This window comes from Pseudomonas sp. GW821-FHT01A09, from assembly GCF_058986725.1.
In genome coordinates this window covers 65,835-87,571 of sequence record NZ_JBYSWB010000008.1, presented here as the reverse complement: position 1 = coordinate 87,571, position 21,737 = coordinate 65,835, and the positions used below count along the sequence as shown (strand labels likewise).

23 protein-coding genes and 1 other RNA gene are annotated in these 21,737 nt (G+C 61.7%); 15 read left to right on the top strand and 9 right to left on the bottom strand.

Features of this window, described 5'->3' with window-relative positions; genetic code table 11:
- Positions 1-65: 65 nt before the first annotated feature.
- The 4 genes from AC3WJP_RS11715 to AC3WJP_RS11700 are packed head-to-tail and all read right to left on the bottom strand — an operon-like array spanning position 66 to position 2,928.
- A complete protein-coding gene (locus tag AC3WJP_RS11715; protein ID WP_493721519.1) occupies positions 66-791 on the bottom strand; it encodes an amino acid ABC transporter ATP-binding protein in 726 nt (241 codons plus the stop codon).
- Positions 778-1,428, bottom strand: coding sequence for an amino acid ABC transporter permease (locus tag AC3WJP_RS11710; RefSeq protein ID WP_493721603.1), 651 nt, complete (start codon positions 1,426-1,428; stop codon positions 778-780). Before AC3WJP_RS11710 ends, AC3WJP_RS11715 begins: the two co-directional genes overlap by 14 nt.
- Positions 1,425-2,090 carry an amino acid ABC transporter permease gene (locus AC3WJP_RS11705; protein WP_493721520.1) on the bottom strand — a complete coding sequence of 222 codons (666 nt, stop codon included), beginning with the start codon at positions 2,088-2,090 and terminating at the stop codon, positions 1,425-1,427. Before AC3WJP_RS11705 ends, AC3WJP_RS11710 begins: the two co-directional genes overlap by 4 nt.
- A gap of 31 nt (positions 2,091-2,121) precedes the next feature.
- Entirely contained in the window at positions 2,122-2,928 is an 807-nt protein-coding gene (locus AC3WJP_RS11700; protein ID WP_493721521.1) for a transporter substrate-binding domain-containing protein, read from the bottom strand.
- Between the two features lie 277 nt (positions 2,929-3,205).
- On the opposite strand from AC3WJP_RS11700, the gene AC3WJP_RS11695 reads away from it, so the two are divergent.
- The 8 genes from AC3WJP_RS11695 (at position 3,206) to AC3WJP_RS11660 (ending at position 11,995) form a co-directional block, all read left to right on the top strand.
- Positions 3,206-3,904, top strand: coding sequence for a FadR/GntR family transcriptional regulator (locus AC3WJP_RS11695; RefSeq protein ID WP_493721522.1), 699 nt, complete (start codon positions 3,206-3,208; stop codon positions 3,902-3,904).
- A 116-nt stretch (positions 3,905-4,020) separates the two neighbouring features.
- Entirely contained in the window at positions 4,021-4,350 is a 330-nt protein-coding gene (trxA, locus tag AC3WJP_RS11690; protein WP_493721523.1) for a thioredoxin TrxA, read from the top strand.
- A 239-nt stretch (positions 4,351-4,589) separates the two neighbouring features.
- Entirely contained in the window at positions 4,590-5,849 is a 1,260-nt protein-coding gene (rho, locus tag AC3WJP_RS11685) for a transcription termination factor Rho (RefSeq protein WP_493721524.1), read from the top strand.
- Between the two features lie 153 nt (positions 5,850-6,002).
- The gene (locus AC3WJP_RS11680) at positions 6,003-7,961 is read left to right on the top strand and encodes an acyltransferase family protein (RefSeq protein WP_493721604.1); all 1,959 of its coding nucleotides are present in this window, start codon (positions 6,003-6,005) and stop codon (positions 7,959-7,961) included.
- Between the two features lie 81 nt (positions 7,962-8,042).
- A complete protein-coding gene (gene ubiD / locus AC3WJP_RS11675; protein ID WP_493721525.1) occupies positions 8,043-9,509 on the top strand; it encodes a 4-hydroxy-3-polyprenylbenzoate decarboxylase in 1,467 nt (488 codons plus the stop codon).
- Positions 9,509-10,477 (top strand): CDP-6-deoxy-delta-3,4-glucoseen reductase, encoded by a 969-nt coding sequence (locus tag AC3WJP_RS11670; RefSeq protein ID WP_493721526.1) that lies wholly within the window; start codon positions 9,509-9,511, stop codon positions 10,475-10,477. The genes ubiD and AC3WJP_RS11670 overlap by 1 nt, the downstream gene beginning before the upstream one ends.
- Positions 10,478-10,740: 263 nt before the next feature.
- Positions 10,741-11,430: a gamma-glutamylcyclotransferase gene (locus AC3WJP_RS11665; RefSeq protein ID WP_493721527.1), complete on the top strand. Its 690-nt coding sequence runs from the start codon at positions 10,741-10,743 to the stop codon at positions 11,428-11,430.
- A gap of 154 nt (positions 11,431-11,584) precedes the next feature.
- Positions 11,585-11,995: a flagellar basal body-associated protein FliL gene (locus AC3WJP_RS11660; protein WP_493721528.1), complete on the top strand. Its 411-nt coding sequence runs from the start codon at positions 11,585-11,587 to the stop codon at positions 11,993-11,995.
- 6 nt (positions 11,996-12,001) lie between these two features.
- Here AC3WJP_RS11660 and AC3WJP_RS11655 read toward each other — a convergent pair whose 3' ends face one another.
- The gene (locus AC3WJP_RS11655) at positions 12,002-12,454 is read right to left on the bottom strand and encodes an EVE domain-containing protein (protein WP_493721529.1); all 453 of its coding nucleotides are present in this window, start codon (positions 12,452-12,454) and stop codon (positions 12,002-12,004) included.
- A 196-nt stretch (positions 12,455-12,650) separates the two neighbouring features.
- On the opposite strand from AC3WJP_RS11655, the gene AC3WJP_RS11650 reads away from it, so the two are divergent.
- On the top strand, positions 12,651-12,791 hold the full coding sequence (locus AC3WJP_RS11650) for a hypothetical protein (protein WP_226504055.1): 141 nt from the start codon (positions 12,651-12,653) through the stop codon (positions 12,789-12,791).
- Between the two features lie 87 nt (positions 12,792-12,878).
- Here AC3WJP_RS11650 and AC3WJP_RS11645 read toward each other — a convergent pair whose 3' ends face one another.
- The 4 genes from AC3WJP_RS11645 to AC3WJP_RS11630 all read right to left on the bottom strand — a co-directional run bounded on the left by AC3WJP_RS11645 (position 12,879) and on the right by AC3WJP_RS11630 (position 14,307).
- Positions 12,879-13,490, bottom strand: a complete 612-nt coding sequence (locus tag AC3WJP_RS11645) for a 5-formyltetrahydrofolate cyclo-ligase (protein WP_493721530.1) — start codon at positions 13,488-13,490, stop codon at positions 12,879-12,881.
- An 87-nt stretch (positions 13,491-13,577) separates the two neighbouring features.
- Positions 13,578-13,755, bottom strand: a non-coding RNA gene (gene ssrS / locus AC3WJP_RS11640) — 6S RNA.
- Between the two features lie 31 nt (positions 13,756-13,786).
- Positions 13,787-14,101: a cell division protein ZapA gene (locus AC3WJP_RS11635; protein ID WP_493721531.1), complete on the bottom strand. Its 315-nt coding sequence runs from the start codon at positions 14,099-14,101 to the stop codon at positions 13,787-13,789.
- Positions 14,098-14,307, bottom strand: coding sequence for a TIGR02449 family protein (locus AC3WJP_RS11630; RefSeq protein WP_226504058.1), 210 nt, complete (start codon positions 14,305-14,307; stop codon positions 14,098-14,100). The genes AC3WJP_RS11635 and AC3WJP_RS11630 overlap by 4 nt, the downstream gene beginning before the upstream one ends.
- Before the next feature lie 163 nt (positions 14,308-14,470).
- Here AC3WJP_RS11630 and AC3WJP_RS11625 point away from each other — a divergent pair, with 163 nt between their 5' ends.
- The 6 genes from AC3WJP_RS11625 to AC3WJP_RS11600 all read left to right on the top strand — a co-directional run bounded on the left by AC3WJP_RS11625 (position 14,471) and on the right by AC3WJP_RS11600 (position 21,670).
- Positions 14,471-15,025 carry a YecA/YgfB family protein gene (locus AC3WJP_RS11625; protein WP_493721532.1) on the top strand — a complete coding sequence of 185 codons (555 nt, stop codon included), beginning with the start codon at positions 14,471-14,473 and terminating at the stop codon, positions 15,023-15,025.
- Positions 15,026-15,068: 43 nt separating this feature from the next.
- The gene (gene pepP / locus AC3WJP_RS11620) at positions 15,069-16,403 is read left to right on the top strand and encodes a Xaa-Pro aminopeptidase (protein ID WP_493721533.1); all 1,335 of its coding nucleotides are present in this window, start codon (positions 15,069-15,071) and stop codon (positions 16,401-16,403) included.
- Positions 16,400-17,593: a 2-octaprenyl-6-methoxyphenyl hydroxylase gene (gene ubiH, locus AC3WJP_RS11615; RefSeq protein WP_493721534.1), complete on the top strand. Its 1,194-nt coding sequence runs from the start codon at positions 16,400-16,402 to the stop codon at positions 17,591-17,593. The genes pepP and ubiH overlap by 4 nt, the downstream gene beginning before the upstream one ends.
- 63 nt (positions 17,594-17,656) lie before the next feature.
- A complete protein-coding gene (locus AC3WJP_RS11610) occupies positions 17,657-18,877 on the top strand; it encodes a 2-octaprenyl-3-methyl-6-methoxy-1,4-benzoquinol hydroxylase (RefSeq protein ID WP_493721535.1) in 1,221 nt (406 codons plus the stop codon).
- Between the two features lie 92 nt (positions 18,878-18,969).
- A complete protein-coding gene (locus AC3WJP_RS11605; protein ID WP_493721536.1) occupies positions 18,970-19,968 on the top strand; it encodes an extracellular solute-binding protein in 999 nt (332 codons plus the stop codon).
- A 91-nt stretch (positions 19,969-20,059) separates the two neighbouring features.
- Positions 20,060-21,670, top strand: coding sequence for an ABC transporter permease (locus AC3WJP_RS11600; protein WP_493721537.1), 1,611 nt, complete (start codon positions 20,060-20,062; stop codon positions 21,668-21,670).
- The last annotated feature ends 67 nt before the right edge of the window (positions 21,671-21,737 follow it).

The window sequence follows — 21,737 nt, the reverse complement described above, 5'->3', positions numbered from 1 at the left end:
GGTCATTAACCTGGTCATCGTGCCACGATCCTACCGTGGCGCCAACGACTGTCCGCGCCGAGCCCTTACTGCTGGCCGATAAAGGCCGCCAGTTCGGGGGTTTGCGGGTTGGCGAAAAGAATCTTCGGATCGCCGACCTCGTGGACCTTGCCCTGATGCATGAACACCAGCTTGTCGCCCACTTCCCGCGCGAAGCGCATTTCATGGGTGACCATGATCAGGGTCATGCCTTCGGTAGCGAGCTTGCGCACCACCGCGAGCACTTCGTTGACCAGTTCCGGGTCCAGCGCCGAGGTGATTTCGTCGCACAGCAGCACTTTTGGCGACATCGCCAGGGCGCGGGCGATGGCTACACGCTGCTGCTGGCCGCCGGACAGCCGATCAGGGAAGGCGTCGAACTTTTCCGCCAGGCCGACGCGCTGGAGCATCTCCTTGGCCAGTTCGCGGGCCTTGGCCTTGGGTACCTTCTGCACCACCTGCGGGGCGAGCATGACGTTCTCGCCCACGCTCAGGTGCGGGAACAGGTTGAACTGCTGGAAGATCATTCCGACTTTCTGGCGCAAGGTACGCAGATCGGCGCGGGCGGCATCGAGGTATTCGCCATCGACCTCGATGACTCCGTCGTTGATCGACTCCAGGCCGTTGAGGGTGCGCAGCAAGGTGCTCTTGCCCGAGCCGCTGCGGCCGATGATCGCCACCACCTGGCCTTCTTCGACGCTCAGGTCGATACCCTTGAGTACGTGGTGGTCGCCGTAATATTTGTGCAGGGCGGAAATTCTAAGCAGAGGCATGCAGTCTCCTTTCCAGATAGCGCGCGCTGAGGGACAGGGGGTAGCAGAGGATGAAATAGCCGAGCGCAACCAGGCCGTAGACCAGGAAGGGTTCGAACGTGGCATTGGCGAGCATGCCGCCGGCCTTGGTCAGTTCGGTGAAGCCGATGATCGAGGTGACCGCAGTACCTTTGACCACTTGCACCGAAAAGCCCACCGTCGGCGCCACGGCGATGCGCAGGGCCTGAGGCAGCACCACGTAGCGCAGTTGTTCGTAACGGGTCATGGCCAGGCTGGCCGAGGCCTCCCACTGGCCGTTGTTGACCGATTCGACGCAGCCGCGCCAGATCTCCGCCAGGTAAGCGCTGGTGAACAGCGTCAGCGCCAGTGCGGCGCAGGCCCAGGGGGTGATATCGAAACCCATCAGGCCGACGCCGAAAAACACCAGGAACAACTGCATCAGCAGCGGCGTGCCCTGGAACAAGTCGATGTAGGTCCGCGCCAGGTTGCGCCCCAGGCTGCCCTTGGAGATCCGCAGCACCATCACCAGCAAGCCGATCACGCCGCCGCCGATAAAGGCCACCAGCGACAGCACGAAGGTCCATTGCAGGCCGGTGAGCAGGTTGCGCACGATGTCCCACAGGGTGAAATCCATCAGCTGTTCCTCGCGATGAAGCGCCGACCCACCCAATTCAGCAGGATGCGGATCAGCAAGGCCATGACCAGATAGATGACCGTGGTCAGCAGGTAGGTCTCGAAGGCGCGGAAGTTGCGCGACTGGATGAAGTTGGCGGCGAAGCTGAGCTCCTGGGTAGCGATCTGCGAGCACACCGCCGAACCGAGCATGACGATGATGATCTGGCTGGTGAGCGCCGGCCACACCTTGCCCAGCGCCGGCAGCAGGACCACATGGCGAAAGGCTTCGGCGCGGCTCATGGCCAGCGCTGCGGCGGCTTCCAGCTGGCCGCGCGGGACGGCCTGGATGCCGGCACGGATGATCTCGGTACTGTAGGCGCCCAGGTTGATCACCATGGCCAGCACTGCGGCCTGCCACTCGGTGATGCGGATGCCCAGCGACGGCAGGCCGAAGAAGATGAAGAACAACTGCACCAGGAAGGGCGTATTACGGATCAGCTCGACGTAGACGCCGAAGATGGCCGAGAACGGTTTGATCTTCCAGGCCCGCACCACGCCGCCGAGAATCCCCAGGCCAACCCCGAACAACGTGCCGATGGCGGTCAGCTCGAGGGTGAACAGCGCCCCTTGCAAGAGTTGATCGCTGTGCTGCAGCACCGGGGTGAAGTCGAATTTGTACGCCATGAATGGCCCTCGTCAGGTCGCGGTCGGTCGATCAGAGGTCCGCAGGAAATGGCTGCTTGAGCCAGGTCTGGGAAATCTTGTCGAGGCTGCCGTCGGCCTTGGCGGCGTTGAGGATCTCATTGACGCGGGCCAGCAGTTCCGGCTCGTTCTTGTTCAGGCCGATGTAGGTCGGCGAGTCCTTGAGCTTGATTTTCAGCGCTGGGATGCGCTTCGGATTGCGCTCGGTAATGGCCACCATGACCACGTTGCCGCTGGCGATCAGATCGGTCTGGCCGGCGAGGTAGGCGGCGATGGTCGAGTTGTTGTCTTCGAAGCGTTTGATGATCGGACCGTCAGGGCCTTCAGGTGCGGCCTTGGTCAGCTCGATATCCTCGACGGCGCCGCGGGTGACGCTGATGGTCTTGCCCTTGAGGTCGGCGAGGGTCTTGATCGGCTCGTCGGGCGGGCCGAATACCGCGAGGTAGAAGGGCGCGTAAGGGCGGGAGAAGTCGATGACCTGCTCGCGCTCGGCGTTCTTGCCGAGGCTGGAAATCACCAGGTCGACCTTGCCGGTGGTCAGGAACGGAATGCGGTTGGTGCTGTTGACCGGAGTCAGTTCGAGCTTGACGCCCAGTTTGTCGGCGAGCAGTTGCGCCGTGTCGATATCGAGGCCGCGAGGCTTCATGTCCGGGCCGACCGAGCCGAATGGCGGGAAGTCCTGGGGCACTGCGACCTTGAGGGTGCCGCGCTGGGTGATGTCCTGCAGGCCGTCGGCATGGGCCGGCGCCTGGGCCAGCATCAGGCTGGCGAACAAGGCGCCGAGGAGGGTGGTGCAACGCTTGTACAGGCGGCTTTCCATGGGTGGCGCTCCGAGCAGCGAATCAAGTGGTAGCGAAATAACGATCTGGTCTGGCGGATTGCACAGCTCATGCCAAATCGCTCGACAGCCGCTTGCGATCAGGTTTTACACCGCGGATGGTCTTACTGGTCTGAACAGTTGGTCGGTCGCAAGGACGTGTATCGCACCGTTTTCGAGCAACAAAACCAGGCGTTGAACCCTATCGGGGCGTCGCTTGCAGTGTGGCGATAATAGTTTTAAAAGGGTTTTTCATGCTGGTTCACCTTGCAGAAAACAGATGAATTCGATCAGTCGTGCCGTCCCGGAAGTCGCCCTGCTGGGCATTCGCAGCCTTATCGCCGAGCACGGTTACGGGCCGGGGGACGTCTTGCCTTCGCAGCGCGATCTTGCACTGCAATTGGGCGTCAGCCGCGCTTCATTGCGTGAGGCGCTGTCATCGTTGAGCGCCCTGGGGGTGGTCAGCGTACAGCCGGGCAAGGGCGTTTTTGTCCGCGCGCCTCTGGAACAGGCGCCCGTCGGCGAGGGGCTGAGCTGGCCGTTCGCGGCGCAGGCGGCGCCCGCCGAGATCTTCCAACTGCGTTATGCGCTGGAAGGATTCGCCGCGGGGTTGGCTGCGGTGCTGCTCACGGCTGATGAGCTCGATGCTCTGGAAGATAACGTGCGCTCGATGCGCGAGCAGTTGCGCAACGGCGATTTCGACGCTGCGGCGCAGCTGGATTTCGATTTTCATCGGCGCATTCTGGTTGCCAGCGGCAATCACGCCATGGCCGCCATTCTCACAGCCAGCGCGGATATTTTTCTCGAAAGTCAGAAATTACCTTTCATTCGCACCGAGCGGGCCATGGAAACCTGGCACGAGCATCGCAAGATTCTTCGCGCCCTGGCCCGCCATTCCTCGGCCTCGGCGCAGAAAACCATGCATGAACATGTGCGCAGCGCGGCCTTGCGCACGGGCATCGCCTTCGTTACGCCTTGAGTCGATTGCCTCGCTAATGCAACCCCATAGCAATAAGCAATCGGTTGTGACTTCCTGTAATACAATGGTCCAGCTATGATGGAGGACGTTTTTAGCTTACGAACTGGAGATTTTCCATGAGCAGCGACCTGATCAAGCACGTATCCGATGCCAGCTTCGAGGCTGATGTACTCAAGGCCACTGGCCCGGTATTGGTCGATTACTGGGCTGAGTGGTGCGGCCCTTGCAAAATGATTGCACCGGTACTGGACGAAATCGCCGGCACTTACGACGGCAAACTGACCGTCGCCAAGCTGAACATCGACGAAAACCAGGAAACCCCAGCCAAGCACGGCGTGCGTGGTATCCCGACGCTGATGCTGTTCAAGAACGGTGAAGTGGCCGCCACCAAGGTCGGCGCACTGTCCAAGTCGCAACTGGCTGCATTCCTCGACGCCAACATCTGATCCGATGCCGTCGCTTCGAAGGCCCCGCTTAGTGCGGGGTTTTTTATGGGCGCCGACTAGACGCCCCTGAACTCAGGTGGTACATTCGGCCTCGCATTGGTTTCTCCTCTGCCCCCTGCAAGCCGTCGCCGACGCATTCCTACTCGAACAGTACGCGATCCTGTCGCCTTCTCTGCGGCGCGGCCTCATTAAGCCCAAAGCTTAATTTCTCCCTCCAAACATGATTACGTCATTCCCTTATGAACCTGACTGAACTCAAGCAAAAGCCGATTACCGATCTGCTCGAAATGGCCGAACAGATGGGCATAGAAAATATGGCCCGTTCGCGCAAGCAGGATGTGATTTTCTCCCTGTTGAAAAAACATGCCAAAAGCGGCGAGGAAATCTCCGGTGATGGCGTGCTGGAGATTCTCCAGGACGGCTTCGGCTTCCTGCGTTCGGCTGATGCTTCCTACCTCGCTGGCCCCGATGATATCTATGTCTCGCCCAGCCAGATTCGTCGCTTCAACCTGCGTACCGGTGACACCATCGTCGGCAAGATTCGCCCTCCGAAGGAAGGCGAGCGTTACTTCGCCCTGTTGAAGGTCGACACGATCAACTTCGACCGTCCGGAAAACGCGAAGAACAAGATCCTGTTCGAGAACCTCACGCCGCTGTTCCCGACCATTCGGATGAAGATGGAAGCCGGCAACGGTTCCACCGAAGATCTCACCGGTCGTGTCATCGACCTGTGCGCTCCGATCGGCAAGGGCCAGCGTGGCCTGATCGTCGCTCCGCCAAAAGCGGGCAAGACCATCATGCTGCAGAACATCGCCTCCAACATCACGCGCAACAACCCGGAAGTGCATCTGATCGTGCTGCTGATCGATGAGCGTCCAGAGGAAGTGACCGAGATGCAGCGCACCGTGCGCGGCGAAGTGGTCGCTTCGACCTTCGACGAGCCACCGACCCGTCACGTGCAGGTCGCCGAGATGGTCATCGAGAAGGCCAAGCGCCTGGTCGAGCACAAGAAGGACGTGGTCATTCTGCTCGACTCCATCACCCGTCTGGCCCGTGCCTACAACACCGTCATCCCGAGCTCCGGCAAGGTGCTGACCGGTGGTGTCGATGCCCACGCTCTCGAGAAGCCAAAGCGTTTCTTCGGTGCCGCGCGTAACATCGAGGAAGGCGGTTCGCTGACCATCATCGCTACCGCGCTGGTCGAAACCGGCTCGAAGATGGATGAAGTGATCTACGAAGAGTTCAAGGGTACCGGCAACATGGAACTGCCCCTGGACCGCAAGATCGCCGAGAAGCGCGTCTTCCCGGCCATCAACATCAACCGTTCCGGCACTCGCCGCGAAGAGTTGCTGACCGCCGACGACGAACTGCAGCGCATGTGGATCCTGCGCAAGCTGCTGCACCCGATGGACGAAATCGCTGCCATCGAGTTCCTGATCGACAAGCTCAAGCAGACCAAGACCAACGACGAGTTCTTCTTGTCGATGAAGCGCAAGTAAGTCAATTGCAGCTACACGAAAAACGCCCCGAAACGGGCGTTTTTCATGGCGGCGAGAAAAAATTGTATCTGTCCCGTAAACTCTTTTCTCTTGTGCGGGGCCCCATCGCCGGGGCCGCCGCCTGATTTGTATCAAATAAGAGAAAAGAATTTCATGCACACGTTTGGCAATCGGCGCGATATCGACGGGATGCGGGCCTTGGCCGTTATCCCGGTGGTACTGTTCCATTTCGGCTTCAGCGCTTTCAGTGGGGGATTTGTCGGTGTTGACGTTTTTTTCGTCATTTCAGGCTTTCTGATCACCGGCATTCTATTTCGGGAAATAAACGCACAGCGTTTCAGCTTTCTGGATTTCTGGGGGCGTCGTGCTCGGCGGATCCTGCCAGCGCTGAGCGTGGTGTTACTGGTGACGCTAGCCTTGGGCTGGGTGCTGCTGACGCCCAAGGATTACTCCGAACTGGGCAGGGCGACGCGCTACCAGGCGCTGTTCATTTCAAATCTGCTCTACATGCGCCAGGACGGCTACTTCGAGCCGGCATCGGACCTCAAGCCTTTGCTGCACACATGGTCGTTGGCTGTCGAAGAGCAGTACTACATCTTCTTCCCGTTACTGATGATGCTGTTGATGCGCTATTTGCGGCATTGGCGCTGGGTCTTGTTCGCGGTGCTGCTCGTGTCGTTCGGACTGAATGTCGGCCATATCGATCGCAAGCCAGAGATAGCGTTCTTCTCCCTGCAGGCGCGCGCATGGGAGCTATTGTGCGGCGCGATGCTGGCCGTCTTGCCGGCACCGAAAAACGCCATAAAACCCTGGATTTCTCAGGCTGTGGGGCTGGCTGGATTGGCGGCTGTGCTGGCCGCAATATTCACCTTTGACGGGACGACGAATTTTCCTGGGTGGGCAGCGTTGCTGCCAGTGCTGGGGGCGACTGCGCTGATCTGGTCCGGTGCGCAGGGTACGACCTGGGTCGGCCAGTTCCTGGGTACGCGTGTGCTGGTCTGGATCGGCTTGCTCTCCTATTCCCTGTACCTGTGGCACTGGCCAGTCTATGTCTACGCCAACGCCGTCTCGGCCAATGGCATCGGGCCGCTCGAAGCGGTTGGGTGGATAGCTCTGGCGCTGGCCTTGGCATGGGCGAGCCTGCGTTTCATCGAGCTGCCGTTTCGGGAAAAACGTCTGTTGGCCAATCGTAACGCTCTGCTGATCGGCGCTCTGATGGCGATCACGGTGTTGGCGGTAATGGGCTCGGTGGTTCGATCTCATGAAGGCTTCGTGCAACGGCTTTCCGCCAAGGAAATGGAGTACGCCCAATCCAGAGAGTGGCATGCCGGGCAGGATGAGTGCATGTTGAAGAGCCTCGACAATACCCTTCTGGACAGGGCCTGCCTGGCGGGCAAGGATCAAAAGGGCCCGGCGACCTTGCTGTTCTGGGGCGATAGCCATGCAGCGGCGCTGTGGCCGGCCATTGAAGCCACAGCCCGAGATCAGGGGCGACAGATATGGCTCTACAGCCTGAGTGCCTGTCCGCCGATCTTGAGCCCGGATCCACGCAAGCAGTGCAGTGCGTTCAACCAGCGCACCATGAAACGCGTGGTCGATCTGGGGATAAAGCAAGTGGTGCTGGCGGCCAACTGGGGCTACTACATGTACAGCTTCGAGAGCGCCGAAAAAATAATGATGCTCAATCCCCACGATACGCGGGAGCAGGCCGAGCAGCGTCTGGCGACCGGGGTCAAGGCGACGGTAGCGGCGTTGCGCCAGGCAGGCGTACAAGTCTGGTTGTTCAAGCAGGTGCCGCTGCAGCGCAAAGGCGCCGTCGAACGGCTGACCAGTCTGGCCCGAGTGGGACGTTCGCCCGATGGACTGGGGCGCCCACTCGACGAGCATCTGGCGCGCGACCGCTTCATCAATACGTTGTTCGACTCGCTGAGCGCTGCTGACCCGCAGGTGCGAACCATCGACCCGACATCGCTGATGTGCCCTGAAAAGATATGTAATATCGAGGCCGACGGGCACTTGCTTTACAAGGATGTGGATCACCTCTCGGATTTCGGTGGCATCCGAGTGAGCCCGCTGTTCACGCCGCTGCTGAATGAGGCGCAGCGCAATTGAAGGTATCCATACGCTCGCGGGACTGCAGTTTGGCCCTCGGAACAGGTAGGATGTAGACCTATTTTTGGGGTGGCATCTTTAATGAAATTCAAGGATCTGCGGGATTTCGTGCAGCAACTCGAGCAGCGCGGGGAATTGAAGCGTATTCAGGTGCCGATCTCGCCAGTGCTGGAAATGACCGAGATCTGTGACCGTACCTTGCGCGCCAAGGGCCCGGCGCTGCTGTTCGAAAACCCGGTGGGGCATAGCATTCCGGTGCTCGGCAACCTGTTCGGCACGCCTGGGCGGGTTGCCTTGGGCATGGGCGCCGAGGACGTCTCGGAGCTGCGCGAAATCGGCAAGCTGCTGGCCTTTCTCAAAGAGCCAGAGCCGCCCAAAGGGCTCAAGGATGCCTGGTCGAAGCTGCCGATCTTCAAAAAGATCATCGCCATGGCGCCCAAGGTGGTCAAGGATGCCCCCTGCCAGGAAGTGGTTCTCGAAGGCGATGACGTCGACCTCGGCATGCTGCCCGTGCAGCATTGCTGGCCCGGCGACGTGGCACCGCTGATCACCTGGGGCCTGACGGTGACCCGCGGCCCGAACAAGGAGCGCCAGAACCTGGGCATCTATCGCCAGCAGGTCATTGGCCGCAACAAAGTGATCATGCGCTGGTTGAGCCATCGCGGCGGTGCGCTGGATTATCGCGAGTGGTGTGAAAAGCACCCCGGCCAGCCGTTCCCGGTTTCGGTAGCGCTTGGCGCCGACCCGGCGACCATCCTCGGCGCCGTGACCCCGGTGCCCGACAGCCTCTCAGAATATGCCTTCGCCGGGCTGTTGCGGGGCAATCGGACCGAGCTGATCAAGTGCCGTGGCAACGATCTGCAAGTGCCCGCCAGTGCCGAAATCGTCCTGGAAGGTGTGATCCATCCGGGTGAAATGGCCCCGGAAGGCCCGTACGGCGACCATACCGGTTACTACAACGAAGTCGACAGCTTCCCGGTGTTCACCGTCGAGCGCATCACCCACCGAATCAAACCGATCTATCACAGCACCTACACCGGCCGCCCGCCTGACGAACCGGCGATTCTTGGTGTGGCCTTGAACGAGGTGTTCGTGCCGATCCTGCAAAAGCAGTTCCCGGAGATCACCGACTTCTACTTGCCGCCCGAAGGCTGCTCGTACCGTATGGCCATCGTCACCATGAAGAAGCAATACCCCGGCCACGCCAAGCGGGTGATGTTGGGTGTGTGGTCGTTTCTGCGCCAGTTCATGTACACCAAGTTCGTTATCGTCACCGACGACGACATCAATGCGCGGGACTGGAACGATGTGATCTGGGCCATCACCACGCGCATGGACCCCAAGCGCGATACCGTGATGATCGATAACACCCCCATCGACTATCTGGATTTCGCCTCGCCGGTATCGGGCCTGGGTTCGAAGATGGGTCTGGATGCCACCAACAAGTGGCCGGGCGAGACCACTCGCGAGTGGGGCCGCGTGATCGTCAAGGATGAAGCGGTGACTCGCCGCGTCGACGAGCTCTGGAATCAATTGGGAATAGACTGATGCGCGTGACCTTGCAGCCCTCCGGCGCGGTGCTCGACACCTTGCCCGCCGAACGAATCCTGGCCGCTGCACAGCGCCTCGGTTACGAGTGCCCGAACAGCTGCCGCAACGGCAATTGCCACCTGTGTTCGGCGTTGCTGGTTGCAGGTCGGGTGCAGCAAGAGGGTGATGTGCGGGAGCAGGGCGAAATCTACACCTGCATCGCCGAACCGCTGGAAGATTGCATCGTGCTCTGGGATGGCGTGCTGGCACTGGGTGAATTGCCGGTGCGCAGCTTCGCCTGCCAGTTGAGCGAATGCGTGGCGGTGGGCGGGGATGTGTGGCGCGTGCGTTTGCTGGCGCCTGCTGGCAAGCCGCCGCGCTACCACGCGGGTCAGTACGCGATGATCGAGCGCGACAATGGCGAGCGCTCGGCGTTTTCACTGGCATCGGCGCCCCATTCCGGGCGTGAGCTGGAACTGCACATCCTGGTGCGCGAAGACAGTGCGCGCAACCTGATCGCCCAGTTGCAGCGCAACAACGGTGCGCGCCTGCAATTGCCCTTCGGCGACGCGCATCTGGCCGAATTGCCTGACGGGCCGCTGGTATTGATTGCCGCAGGCACTGGCATGGCGCAAATGCACAGCCTCATCGAACACTGTCGGGCCCGTGGCTTTGCTCATCCGGTTCATCTGTACTGGGGCGTGCGGCGACCTGAGGATTTCTATGAAATCGCCCATTGGCAGGCGTGGCAGCAATTGCCCAACCTGTTCCTGCACAAGGTGGTCAGCGATCTTTGCGGTTGGGAAGGGCGTTGCGGCTTATTGCATGAAGCTGTATGCGAAGACATTGCCGACCTGTCCGGCGTCCATGTCTATGCCAGCGGTTCGCCGACGATGATCTACGCCACGCTCGACGCACTGGTGGACGCGGGGATGAATGCCCGGCAGATGCGCGCCGATGTATTTGCCTACGCACCGCGCCCCTGAATCGCTGGAATGCGCTGTGTAATCGTCGTGCACTGATTTGTATATTTTTATTCACCGTGCCGCGCGAAAACTCCCTGCGATAGTGCAACTTCTAATACTTCGCCCTTATTCAGGGCTTTATAACAAACTGCAAAACCGAAAGTTATAACCAAGCCTAAGGACTTGTTTTTCTGTGGGTATCTGCCGTACGGTAGTCATCAGGATCATGTCATCGGTTAGAGTGAGTTGTCCTTTCAACTCACGGGGATATCAGGCGTCCGCTTATGTCCGCTATTGAAACTGCGCATTTGAACGCGATCTATCCGCCCAGCCTAGATCTGGGCCCCCAACTGACCGATGAGCAGTTGGCGCACTCGCTCGACTCCACCATGGAGTTGCACAAAGGTGGGCCGGTCTGGCTGTTCGCTTACGGCTCGCTGATCTGGCGGCCCGAGTGCGCGGCGGTCGAGCGCCGCCGGGCGCGTATCCACGGTTATCACCGTGGTCTGTATCTGTGGTCTCACGAGCACCGCGGCACCCCCGAGCAGCCCGGTCTGGTCTTCGGCCTGGACCGAGGCGGCTCCTGCAGTGGCTTCGCCTTTCGATTGCCCGACGAGCACCTGCGTGATTCGTTGGTCGCGTTGTGGAAGCGCGAGATGCCTTACCCTTCCTATCGCCCACACTGGCTCAATTGCCGCTTGGACGATGGCAGCAAGGTGCAGGCGTTGGGTTTCGTGCTGGAGCGTCATCTGCCCAGTTATGCGGGCAATCTGCCGGATAATCTGCTGACGCAGATACTCGCCAACGCCAGTGGGCGCTTCGGCACGACCCGTGAATATGTCGAGCAGACCATCAGCGCCTTGCGCACCCACGCCATGCCGGACCGCAATCTGGAGGCGCGGATCAAGCGTTGCCACTGCTCGTCCGTGACCGAGCAGATTCAGGTCACCGGCCTGGATGTACCGCGGCTTTAAGACGCAAACCCGCCCTATATCTTTCCCGCTTGCTGCCGATAACCCTGGCATCAAGGGGTATGACGCTCCTTCTCATCGACACCGCCAGCCGATTTGATTTGGGCGCTGGCCATTGCGGTGTTTATGCTGTGTTCATTTTGTGAGGAGCGAAACATTGAAAGCGTGGATCCTGATGTTGCTGGCGTTGTCCGCACCCATGGCTGCCATGGCCAACGAAGAGGCCAAGGAGGGCGCCGGCCCTGTCATCACTTATTACTCGCTGAATCCGCCGCTGGTGGGCAACTATTCGCTCGACGGCGGGGCGAAGCTGCACGTCTACAAGGCTGATATCGCCTTGAAGGTCACCGGTGCCGAAGCGCTGGCGGCGGTCAAGCATCATGAGCCGCTGATCCGCAACAAGCTGGTGCAGTTGTTCACTCAGCAGACCGTGGATTCGCTGAGCAAGTCGGACTCCAAGGAAGCCCTGCGTCAGGAAGCGCTGAAAGAGACTCAGCAGGTGCTCAACGACGAAGAAGGCAAGCCGATCGTCGAAGACCTGCTGTTCAACAACCTGATAGTTCAGTAACAGCCGCTAGCGCAGCAAGCCGAGAACGGCGGCCCACTGTTGGGGTGTCACTGGCATGACCGACAGGCGGCTGCCTTTTTGCACCAGGGCCAGTTCGGCCAACGCGCTCTGTTGTTTGAGAGTGCCGAGGGCGAGAACCTTGGGGAAGGTCTGGACGTGGCCGACATCGATCGCGCTCCAGGGGTTCTTCTCGGGGCTGGCCTTGGGGTCGTGATAGTGGCTGGTCGGGTCCAGTGCGGTGGGGTCGGGGTAGGCCTCGCCTTCGATGCTGGCCACGCCGGCGATGCCGGGCTCCGGGCAGCTGGAGTGATAGAAGAAGAACTGATCGCCGGGGGCCATGCTGCGGATGAAGTTGCGCGCCTGGTAATTGCGCACGCCATCCCAGCGGGTGTGGCCCAGGCGGCCGAGATCGGTGATGGAGAGCTCGTCGGGCTCGGATTTCATCAGCCAGTAGGCCATGACAGTTCCTCGGAATGTTCGTCTCAGATCATTATTACAGGATTGCGATTTACCGACAGCCGGTATTGCGCCACCATTTGCGCGATGAGTCGGGTTGTCGCAGAATGCGCCAACTTTTGCTTCGACACTGCCGTCCGGCCATTGACTACTACATCCGGCGACAGGATTTTTCATATTCATTTTTTGGGGGTTGTAGATGCGTCGCAAGCCGGATTTGCTGTGGGTGTTGGTTGCGTTGTTGGGTCTGGGTATCGTCACTACCGGTTACGCGCAGAGTTTCTGGGATCGCAAGGCCGATGAGCCGGCGCCTGTGGTTGCACCCTTGCAGCATCGCTGAGTCAACCGGCCTCTTCGCGGGCAAGCCTCGCTCCCACATTCGTACACCTGTAGGAGCAAGGCTTGCCCGCGAAGGGGCCCTTGAAATCTACCCCTTCCGCGCCAGATACCATCCCTTGTCCGTTAGCGTCCCCTGCAGCGGCACATCCCAGCTGGCCTGAGCCAGCTTCTTGACTTTCTGACATTCATGGGCCAGCCCCAGCAGCACCGGCTTGTGCCAGGCGCTGCGCCGGCCCCTGTAGGCCAGGCTGCGGTCATAGAAGCCGCCGCCCATGCCCAGGCGTCCGCCCACCTCATCGAAGCCCACCAGAGGCAGCAGGACCAGATCCAGCGCCCATACCTTGCGCTGCTTCGCGCGATCGATATAGGGCTCGGAAATACCGAATCGGTTGGGCCGCAGCTTTTCCCCAGGCAATACCCGCTGGAACACCATTTTGGTCCGGGGCCAGTCATTGAGCACCGGCAGATAGGTGTGCTTGCCGCGACGCTGTGCCGCACGCAATAACAGCCGCGGATCGATCTCGGCATCGTTGGGCAGGTACAAAGACACATGACGGCTGCGGCGAAACAGCGGGTGCTGGGCCAGCTGGCGGTACAGATCGAGCGCCGCTCTACGCTGTTGGACAGGCGTCAGGGCGCGGCGTGCATCACGCAATTGGCGACGCAGTTGCACACGGGAAAGTGGCGTGGGAGAGGTCATCGAGATGAGTGTCCTGAGGCGCATGGGCTGCGGCGGTCGGACTGGCAACCCCCGCCGAAGCCAGCAATGGCAGGGGTTTGAAGAAAGGTGCTCCCCGACGAACCGCTGTCGGTGTAGCCCTTGAACCCGAAAGTTCAAGGTGGAGATTACAGGAGGCCTTAAGGCTTTCCGTCGAGCGGACATGCACACCGGCCCCACGTGCAACCCCCGTGGTTGTGCGTATCGGCTCAGGGACATGACCGACTGGCAAGCACTCCAGGGAACGGTTGCCAGTATACCCCAAAGCGAGCGCGGAATCAGCCCTTGGGGACGTCGGCATCGCTGGCCAGCACCAGATCGACGCGGTCGAGCAGGTCGCGAACCTGCTCGCGGGTCGAGCCACCGGCGGCCGCAGGGGCATCCTGGCGGTGCAGCAGATCATGGGTGATATTCAGCGCAGCCATCACCGCGATACGGTCAGCGCCTATGACCTTGCCGCTGCTGCGAATCTCGCGCATCTTGCCGTCCAGGTAACGCGCCGCACCCACCAGGTTGCTGCGCTCTTCCTGCGGGCAAATGATCGAGTATTCCTTGTCGAGGATCTGAACGGTGACGCTATTGCTTGAACTCATGAGTCTTGCTCCAGGGCCTTGAGGCGCGAAATCATCGATTCAACCTTGCGCCGGGCGATTTCATTTTTTTCGATCAGATGAGCGCGCTCCTCGCGCCAGGATTTTTCCTGAGCTAATAGGAGTCCGTTTTGCTGTTTTAGTTGCTCGACTCGATCGATCAATCGTTCAAGTCTGTCCATAAGGAGGTTCAGGTCTGTCTGTTCCATTGGGCTGTTCGATTCGGTCCTGAAGGGTGGCGGGTGGTCCGAATGCCGGTGGACCTGGAGGCTTGTCATAGTCGGCGGCGGCGTCGATGGTCTTGGCGTGCCTGCCGGTGCTAGGATACAAGGCCTTCATTCTAGACATTGCGCCGCTTGGCGCCTAGTTATCATGCCTATACAGAATTCCCCGTATCACGCTTTTGCCGCATTGCTCAACACGGGCGACCATCCGGTATCGCCCGCCGAACTGCATGGCCTGCTGCTCGGTCGCAGCTGCGGTGGCGCCGGCTTCGACAACGACACCTGGATCGCCGATGCCGCCGAGCTGCTGGGCGGCGAGCCGCAAGACAACATCCGCCAGGCGCTGATCGGCCTGCAAGAGATGGTCAAGGGCGAGCTCACCAGCGACGACATGACCGTCGTGCTGCTGTTGCCGACCGACGACACCGCCCTCAAGGAACGTGCCGAGGCCCTGGGCCAGTGGTGCCAGGGCTTTTTGACCGGTTTCGGGATCGCCGCCGGTGATACCGCGCTGAGCACCGAGGCAATGGAAGTGCTGCAGGATCTGACCGCCATCTCCCAGGTCCAGGATGCCCTTGAGGAGTCCGACGATGGCGAGAATGACTACATGGAAGTCATGGAGTACCTGCGCGTCGCCCCCTTGCTGCTGTTCACCGAACTTAACAAACCGGCGGCGCCCTTGGCCAAGCCGACGCAGCACTGATCCAGACTTTCCAGCCATAGCCGACAGGGGAATCGCGTCGCCCATGATCCATATCCCGAAGTCCGAATACGCCCGACGCCGCAAGGCGCTGATGGCGCAGATGGAACCCAACAGCATCGCCATCCTGCCCGCTGCGGCCGTGGCGATCCGTAACCGTGATGTCGAGCATGTGTACCGTCAGGACAGCGATTTCCAGTACCTGAGCGGCTTCCCGGAGCCCGAGGCCGTGGTGGCGCTGATCCCCGGTCGCGAGCATGGCGAGTACGTGCTGTTCTGCCGCGAGCGCAATCCCGAGCGCGAGCTGTGGGATGGCCTGCGCGCCGGCCAGGAAGGCGCGATTCGCGATTTCGGCGCCGATGATGCCTTTCCTGTCGCCGATATCGACGAAATCCTCCCGGGCCTGATCGAGGGTCGCAACCGCGTCTACAGCGCCATGGGCAGCAATGCCGAGTTCGATCGCCATCTCATGGAGTGGATCAACACCATCCGCGCCAAGGCCAAGATGGGTTCGCTGCCGCCCAAGGAGTTCGTCGCCCTCGACCACCTGCTGCACGACATGCGCCTGTACAAGTCTGCGGCGGAGCTCAAGGTCATGCGCGAGGCTGCGGCGATTTCCTGCCGCGCCCACATCCGTGCGATGCAGGCCTGCCGTGCCGGGCTGCATGAGTTCAGTCTCGAGGCCGAGCTGGAATACGAATTCCGCAAGGGCGGCGCGCGCATGCCTGCCTATGGCTCCATCGTCGCTGCCGGCCGTAACGCCTGCATCCTCCATTACCAGGAGAACGCCGCGGTGCTGAAAGACGGTGATCTGGTGCTGATCGACGCGGGCTGCGAGATCGACTGCTACGCCAGTGACATCACCCGCACCTTCCCGGTCAGTGGCCGTTTTTCCCCCGAGCAGCGGGCAATCTACGAACTGGTGCTCAAGTCCCAGGAGGCCGCCTTTGCCGCTATCGGCCCGGACAAGCACTGGAACCAGGCCCACGAGGCCACCGTGCAGGTGATCACCGCCGGCCTGGTGGAGCTGGGGTTATTGCACGGTAGCGTCGAAGAGCTGATCGCCAGCGAAGCTTACCGCGCCTTCTACATGCACCGTGCCGGCCACTGGCTGGGGCTGGATGTGCATGATGTCGGCGAATACAAGGTCGGCGGCGCCTGGCGGGTGCTGGAGGTCGGCATGACCCTGACGGTCGAGCCGGGTATCTATATTTCGCCAGACAACCTCGACGTGCCGAAAAAGTGGCGTGGCATTGGCGTGCGCATCGAAGACGACGTGGTGGTCACTCGCCATGGCTGCGAGATTCTTACCAGTGGCGTGCCCAAGACCGTCGACGAAATCGAGGCCCTGATGGCCGCTGCCAGAACCCAAGCCGCATGAGCCGGGTGAACATTGCCATCATCGGTGGCGGCCTGGTCGGCGCCAGCCTCGCCATGGCCCTGCAAGCCGGTGCCAAGGCTCGGGGCTGGAGCATCACCCTGATCGAGCGTTTCGCCCCGGGGGACAGCTACCAGCCCAGCTACGACGCGCGCTCTTCGGCGTTGTCGTTCGGCACCCGGCAGATCTACGACCGCCAGGGCCTGTGGCAGGCGATCAGCCGCCACGCCCAGCCGATCAAGCAGATCCACGTCTCCGATCGCGGTCGTTTTGGCGTGACCCGCTTGAGTGCGATCGAAGAGGGCGTGCCGGCGCTCGGCTACGTGGTGGAGAACGCCTGGTTGGGCACTTGCCTGTGGCAGGGCCTCGATCCGGAAGTGGTGTCCTGGCATTGCCCGCGCGAAGTGCGCACCCTGCAGACCCTGCCCGATGGTTACCGGTTGGTGCTGGATGATGGCACCCGCCTGGAATGCGATCTGGCGGTGGTGGCTGACGGCGGTCGTTCCGACCTGCGCGAGCAACTGGGCATCGGCGTGCGCACGCGGCCTTACGACCAGAGCGCGCTGATCGCCAACATCACCCCGGGCGAGTCCCATAACGGCGAGGCGTTCGAGCGCTTTACCGATGAGGGCCCGATGGCCCTGCTGCCACTGCCGGAAAACCGCTGCGCGCTGGTCTGGACGCGTCAGGGTAGCGATGCGCAGCGCTTGGCCGACCTGGACGATCGACACTTTCTGCAAGAGTTGCAGGGCGTCTTCGGCTATCGCCTCGGCGCCTTGCTCAAGGTCGGCGCGCGGCACCTTTATCCGCTGTCGCTGGTGGAGTCCGAAGAGCAGGTCCGCCCCCACCTGGCCGTGCTCGGCAATGCCGCGCACAGCCTGCATCCGATTGCCGGTCAAGGTTTCAACCTGTCGCTGCGTGATGTCCAGGCCTTGGCCGAGGCGCTGCTGGCCAGCCCCGAGCTGCCGGGCCACTTCGCTACCTTGCAGGGCTATCGGGAGCGTCAGCGTCAGGATCAGCAACTGACGGTCGGTTTTTCCGACCAGGTCACGCGCTTGTTCGCCACGCCGCAGCCGTTGGTCGCAGCCGGGCGCAACCTCGGCTTGCTGGGCCTCGATTTGCTGCCACCGGCCAAGCGCTGGTTCGCGCGCCAGGCAATGGGGCTGGGTACCCGTCCGGACCCGCGCACCTGATGCCGGATAATTTCTCTTCACTTCGGCGGCCCTTGCGGTCGCCCGTCAAACAGGCATGACCCCATGGAAACGCGCGCGGATGTGCTGATAGTCGGAGCCGGCATGGTGGGCAGCGCCCTGGCCTTGGCCCTGCAAAACAGCGGCCTGGAAATTCTTCTGCTCGATGGCGGGCCGCTGACGGTCAAGCCCTTCGCCGCCGATGGGCCATTCGAGCCGCGAGTCAGCGCGCTGTCGATCGCCAGTCAACGCATCCTCGAGCGCGTCGGCGCCTGGGAAGGTGTTCAGCAGCGGCGCGCCAGCCCTTACTCCGACATGCATGTCTGGGACGGCAGCGGCACGGGGCTGGTGCACTTTTCGGCGTCCAGTGTGCATGCCGAGCACCTGGGGCATATCGTCGAAAACCGTGTGGTTCAGGACGCCTTGCTCGAGTGCCTGCACGACAGCGACATCGGTTTGCTGGCCAATGCGCGTCTGGAACAGCTACGCCATTCCGGGGATGACTGGCTGCTGACCCTGGCCGATGGCCGTCAACTGCGCACGCCTTTGGTGATTGCCGCCGATGGCGCGCATTCGGCGGTGCGGCGCCTGGCCGGTTGTGAAACCCGCGAATGGGATTATCTGCATCACGCCATCGTCACCAGTGTGCGCTGCGACAAACCCCATGCCGATACCGCCTGGCAACGCTTTACCGATGATGGACCGCTGGCGTTTCTACCGTTACAGCGCGGGGAGGAGCACTGGTGCTCGATCGTCTGGTCGATTACCCCACTCGAGGCTGAGCGGATGATGGCGCTGGACGACGGGTCCTTCTGCCGCGCGCTGGAGCGGGCCTTCGAGGGCCGCCTGGGCACGGTGCTGGCAGCGGATCCGCGGCTCTGCGTGCCGTTGCGCCAGCGCCATGCCAAGCGCTACGTCGCCAACGGTCTGGCCTTGATCGGCGATGCCGCGCACACCATTCACCCGCTGGCCGGCCAGGGGGTGAACCTTGGGTTTCTCGATGCCGCGGTGCTTGCCGAAGAGTTGCTGGCGGCCCAGCAGCGCGGCGAGCGGCTGGCGGACGTGCGCGTGCTGAGTCGTTATGAGCGTCGACGCATGCCGCACAATCTGGCCCTGATGGCGGCTATGGAGGGCTTCGAACGGTTGTTCCAGGCCGACCCGCTGCCGCTGCGCTGGTTGCGCAACAGCGGCCTCAAGCTGGTGGAGCAGAGCGCTGAAGCCAAGGCGCTGTTCATGCGCCAGGCATTGGGCTTGAGCGGTGATCTGCCGGCCCTGGCACGCCTCTGAAACATCTGGTAACTGCGCGGCCGAGAGTTTGATTGTGATGCTAAATGGGATTCACTACCATTTCGCCTCATTTTCAAGCTGAGGCACTTTCCATGGCGTGCAAGCGATTCCTGGCCGCGCTGGCGTTGTCCCTGTTCGGCAGTCACGCTGTGGCAGCCGACGAAGTGGTGGTGTATTCGTCGCGCATCGATGAACTGATCAAACCGGTGTTCGACGCCTATACCGCGCAGACCGGGGTCAAGATCAAGTTCATCACCGACAAGGAAGCGCCGCTGATGCAGCGCATCAAGGCCGAGGGCAGCAACGCCACCGCCGACCTGCTGCTCACCGTGGACGCCGGCAATCTCTGGCAAGCCGAGCAGATGGGCATTCTGCAACCCATCGAGTCGCCGATCATCGATGCCAATATCCCCGCGCAATATCGCTCATCCAGCCACGCCTGGACCGGCCTGAGCCTGCGCGCCCGGACCATCGCCTATGCCTCCGATCGGGTCAAGCCGGCCGAACTTTCCACCTATGAAGCGCTGGCCGACAAACAGTGGGAAGGGCGCCTGTGCCTGCGGACCGCGAAGAAGGTCTACAACCAGTCGTTGACCGCTACCCTGATCGAAACCCACGGCAGCGAGCAGACCGAGCGGATCCTCAAGGGCTGGGTCAACAACCTGTCCACCGATGTGTTTTCCGACGATATCGCGGTGCTCCAGGCCATCGCTGCCGGGCAATGCGATGTGGGTATCGTCAACACTTACTACTACGGGCGCCTGCACAAGCAGGATCCTTCCCTGCCAGTCAAACTGTTCTGGCCCAATCAGAGCGACCGTGGCGTGCACGTCAACCTGTCGGGCATCGGCCTGACCAGACATGCCCCCCATCCGGACGCGGCCAAGGCCTTGGTGGAGTGGATGACGGGCGCGCAGGCGCAGCGCATCTTCGCCGATACCAATCAGGAGTTCCCGGCCAATCCGAGCGTCACGCCGTCCGCTGAGGTGGCCAGTTGGGGGGCGTTCAAGGCGGATACCTTGCCGGTCGAGGTTGCGGGCAAGCGCCAGGCCGAGGCGATTCGCCTGATGGATCGGGTAGGCTGGAATTGACCTGGCTTTCCCCCGATTGCGATCTGCCTGAATTGACCAAGTGGCAGGCCCATTTTCGGGGGCAAGCCCCCTCGCTACAGGGGCGCGCGTGGTGAATCGTTGGCATTTGCCGGTGTTCGCCGTTGCGGCCTTGGTGTTGTTGCCTTTGAGCGTGCTGCTGTTGTCTTGGCAGTCGATCGACGTGCAGATCTGGGAGCATCTGTGGGATACCCAGCTGCCGCGGCTGTTGGGCAATACCCTGGTTCTGGTACTAGGCGTCGGGGTGGGCGTGACGCTGCTTGGAGTCAGCCTCGCCTGGCTCACCAGCCTCTGCGAGTTTCCAGGGCGGCGCTGGCTGGATTGGGCGCTGATGTTGCCGTTCGCTATTCCCGCCTACGTGCTGGCATTCGTCTTCGTCGGCCTGCTGGACTTCGCCGGACCGGTGCAAAGTCTGCTGCGCGAGTGGTTCGGGCCAGGGTTGCGGCTGCCACGGGTGCGCTCCACGGGCGGGGTGATCAGTGTCCTGGTGCTGGTGTTCTATCCCTATGTCTACCTGCTTGCACGTACGGCGTTTCTCGCTCAGGGCAAGGGCCTGATGGAAGCTGCGCGAGTGCTGGGGCAGTCGCCCTGGCAGGCTTTCTGGCGCGTCGCGCTGCCCATGGCGCGCCCGGCGATCGGTGCCGGTGTGGCGTTGGCGCTGATGGAAACCCTGGCCGATTTCGGCGCCGTGTCGGTGTTCAATTTCGATACCTTCACCACGGCCATCTACAAGACCTGGTATGGATTCTTCAGCCTTTCGAGTGCGGCGCAACTGGCGAGTCTGCTGTTGCTGGCGGTGATGCTGGTGCTCTATGGCGAACGTCGCGCTCGAGGCGCCAGCCATGCCGCCAGTGAGCGACCGCGGTTGGCTGCGCTTTATCCCTTGCGCGGCCTCAAGGCGCTGGCGGCGAGTGCCTGGTGCCTGCTGGTGTTTGCCTGTGCCTTCGTCATTCCCGTGGCGCAATTGCTGGTGTGGTGCTGGCAGCGCGGGCGTTTCGATCTGGACGAGCGCTACGCCGCGTTGATCCTGCATACCTTGTATCTGGGCGCGCTGGCGGCGCTGATTACAGTGGCGATCGCGTTGATGCTGGCGTTTGCCAGACGCTTTTCCTCAGCCACGGGAATTGGCGTGGGGGTGAGCGTTGCCAATCTCGGTTATGCCTTGCCGGGTTCGGTGCTGGCGGTGTCGATCATGCTCGCGTTCAGTTACCTGGACAACGTATTGGTGGTGCCCGTGTCCAGCGCTTTGGGCGGCGCTGGGCGACCGCTGTTGCTCGGCAGCCTGGCCGCGCTGCTGTTGGCGTATCTGGTGCGTTTCATGGCGGTGGCCTACGGGCCGCTGGAAAACAGCCTGATCCGCATTCGTCCGTCGTTACCGGAGGCAGCACAGAGCCTGGGCGCGAACAAGCGCACGGTGCTGCTGAAGATCTATCTGCCCCTGCTGGTGCCGGGCATGCTCAGCGCGGCATTGCTGGTGTTCGTCGATGTGCTCAAGGAAATGCCCGCCACCTTGCTGATGCGTCCCTTTGGCTGGGACACGCTGGCGGTGCGGATTTTCGAGATGACCAGCGAGGGCGAATGGGCGCGGGCCTCGTTGCCGGCCTTGACCCTAGTGGCGGTCGGCCTGCTGCCGGTCATCGGCCTGATACGACGTTCGGCACAGGGCACCGGTCGAAGCTGCTAGTGCCAGTGTCGTTCCTTGCGGCTACAATGCGCGGCATTCGGTGCGGACCGCCTACTCGCGACAGGGG